Origin of the sequence: Pseudonocardia sp. Ae331_Ps2, from assembly GCF_001932405.1 — a bacterium.
In the GTDB taxonomy this organism is placed as follows: domain Bacteria; phylum Actinomycetota; class Actinomycetes; order Mycobacteriales; family Pseudonocardiaceae; genus Pseudonocardia.
Genome location: NZ_MCIM01000011.1, coordinates 1 through 3,112 on the forward strand (window position 1 = coordinate 1; position 3,112 = coordinate 3,112).

The 3,112-nt window shown below is 71.8% G+C and carries 3 protein-coding genes; all 3 read left to right on the forward strand.

Annotated features, from left to right (window positions below; genetic code table 11):
- The coding region (locus Ae331Ps2_RS30015) for a hypothetical protein (protein WP_075329929.1) at nucleotides 1-1,640 on the forward strand (1,640 nt) is incomplete at its 5' end.
- A gap of 5 nt (nucleotides 1,641-1,645) precedes the next feature.
- Nucleotides 1,646-2,374, forward strand: coding sequence for an HNH endonuclease family protein (locus tag Ae331Ps2_RS30020; RefSeq protein WP_170918375.1), 729 nt, complete (start codon nucleotides 1,646-1,648; stop codon nucleotides 2,372-2,374).
- A gap of 222 nt (nucleotides 2,375-2,596) precedes the next feature.
- Nucleotides 2,597-3,112, forward strand: a 516-nt coding sequence (locus Ae331Ps2_RS30025; RefSeq protein ID WP_139319287.1) for a hypothetical protein, incomplete at its 3' end; no start/stop codon positions are given.

Consider the following 3,112-nt stretch of genomic DNA (forward strand, 5'->3'; position numbering starts at 1 on the left):
CCCATCCGCTCGGCCCACAGGTCGCGCCGTTGACGTCATCCGAGCTGCCGGCGCTCGCCCCGCCGGACCCCGAGCATGACCGGTACTGCCTGGCGTGGGCGGAGACGAACGGTTCGAAGACCGGGAAGGTCCCCGGGTCGCGGCTGACCAACCGTGTCGACGGGCCCTATACGACGACCTTCGATGTGGTCCTGGCTCGTGGTGTGCACACCGCCGCCGATCTGCTCGCCCACCGGGTCCGCCTCGCCGGCGGGCTCGGGGAGCCCGCCGACCGAATCCTGTTCGCCCCGGCCGGGGCGGGACAGAGCGCCGCGCGGGCGCGGTTGACGGTCATCCACACCGACCCGGTCGCGCAGGTCCGCTATTTCACCGCGCCACGCGTGCACGACGGAACGATCCAGGGTGTGGGCCGGGCGGTCGACGGAACCGGCGAGGTCGACGTCGTCATGTGGAACGACTCCGGGACCGTGCCGACGATGATCGTCGGCTCCACCGGCGGTGGGAAGTCCGGCGCCACGAACATCCTGACCACCGCCGCACTGTCCACCGGCGTCCTCAACCTGCTCTATGCCGACCCGAAAGGGAACTCCTCCACCGCCCTCGCCGCCCGCGCCCGGATCGCGGTCATCGGCAAGACCAACGTCCTGGCCCTGCCGAGGCTGATCGGCGCGATCCTGGACGCCCGCGCCCGGATCGCCGCGCAGGCCGGGGCGGACCTGATCTTCCCCAGCCGGGACGTGCCGGGCTGGATGTTCCTGCACGACGAGTACTCCTTCGTCGCCCACGACCCGACCACCGCCGCGCTGTGGACCGAGACCGTGAACACCGTCCGCGCGCTCGGCGTGTGGGTGGTCGGCTGCAACCAGTCCCAGGGCCAGGCCGCCTGGGGCGGGGACCACGCCCGGTCGGCGTTCGCCTCCCAGGTCATCGCGTTCCGCACCAACTCCAAATCGTCCTCGGACCTCGTACCCGGGCTGGTGTTCGACCCGAACGAGCTCCCCCTCGACGACGCCCGGCCACGACGCCCGATCCCCGGGATGGCCGTGCACGCCCACCTGGACGCACCCGTCCGCTGGGACTGGCTACCCAGCGACGCTGACGCCACCCGGATGACCGCGACCGGCCGGCCGGCACCCGAGCTGACCGTGTCGACCGCGTTCGACCGCTACTTCACCCAACCCGACCTGCACCCACTCGACACCGCCGCGATCACCACCGTCCTCGGACCCGCCATCAACGGGCGCTGGCAGATCGGCGGCCCCGCCGCCACCCACCACCTCAACCACAACACCAGCACCGCCGCTGCCGCCGTCGGCCGCGGCGATACTGGTGCGCGCGGCGTCCTCCCGCCCGGTCCGGTGGTCCGGCGGGCTCCCTGGGGCAGCCGCAGCACCACGGCGGGCCCGGCGGCCACCAGCTCGTTGCCGCCGGTGCAGACCGAGGTCCTCGCACTCATCCAGGGCGGCACGACCACGACCGCCGATCTGGTCGCGGCGGCGACCGCGTCGAAAGCCGCCGTGCACGACGCCCTGGACACACTCATCAGGTCCAGGCGGATCGCCCGCGTCGCCCGCGGCCGCTACCAGCCCACCACGGTGGCGGCCCCGGCTGCACCCGCCGAGCCGGGCTCGACATCATGAACCGGATGAACCCGACACACGGACGACAACCGGGACGCCACCCGGGGCTGCGGTCGGGGCGGTGGGCGGTCGGGGACCGCCGCGCGGCGACGCTGCTGATGACCGTGGCCGCGGTGGGCGTGTTCGTGCTGGTCGAGATCTGGGCACTCCAGCACGACACCGGCAACTCCGGCGACAACTCTGCCGCTGCCGGGTCAGCGGTAGCGGCTGGTCCGAACGGGGCCGGCCCGGTGGATGTGTCCGGGCTGCGGATCGCCCCGGACCGGCACGGTCGTGACTACCGCCGTGAGGCGTTCGGGCCCGGATGGGCGCCCGCGGTCGGGCCGGGCTGCGACATCCGGGACTACGTCCTGGCCCGGGACCTGACCGACACCACCACCCGCAACACCTGCGATGTGACATCAGGCACACTTCGGGATCCGTACAGCGGGCAGACGGTCACCGGGCCGGCGAGACAGATCGACATCGACCATGTCATCCCGTTGGCGCTGGCGCACCGGTCCGGCGCGCACGCCTGGACCGACCGGCAGCGGGAGGTGTTCGCGAATGATCCGGACAACCTGCTCGCCGTATCCGCGCAGGTCAACCGGTCGAAGTCCGACAAGGGACCGGAGCAGTGGATGCCGCCGGTCGATGCGTGTGTCTACGCCCATGACTTCGTCCGGGTCGCCACCCGCTACCAACTCACCGTCACCCCGGACCGGGCCGATGCGCTGCGCCGGGCCTGCACGTGAACACCACCGCGGGCCGGATCAGTCGAGCCTGCTGGTGTCGCAGGTGAACCAGTCGACTACGGTCTGTCCCCCGACAACGACAAACGGCCCCCCCCTGGCAAGGAAAAGGGCCGCGAGTCGTTCCGAAAAAACCAGCCGTGAGGCTGAGATGGGAGAAGTCTAACCATGACCGGCCAGCCCCACCACCCCGGCCACCCCGGCCACCCCGGCCACGGGCCGTCTATGCCTGTCGACCTGGGCGTTGATGCCTCCGGCCGGGCGGATGACCGGTTCGTCTCGGTGGCCGGTGACTCCCCGGTCGATGCGGCGGTGCCGTTCTGGATCGCCGCGTGCGTGCGGCTGTCGCCGCCGTGTCGTAGCGACGGGCGGGCCATCAGCACGGCCGCGGACAAGGTCCTGACCGCCGCGCAGGTGCTGCTGGCCGACCGGGTCCGCTCGACTGATCCGGAGCGGGTCGAGCTGGACCGCACGAAACTCGCCCGCTGGTGCGGCTACGAGTCGGCGAACAAAGCCGGCTGGCTGTTCGACTACCTCTCCCAGATCGGGTTCCTGCGGATCGACCGGCACTACGTGCCCGGGCAGCGCGGCCGGGCGGCCGACACGTTCACGGTCTTCACCCAACCACCGGTCGGGTATGTCGGACCGCGGACCTACTCCGAGCTCGACCGAGCCCTCTCCGATCCGACAACACCCACTCGCTTATTCGTCGCCCCGCCCCGCCCGCACCCACCCGGCCCC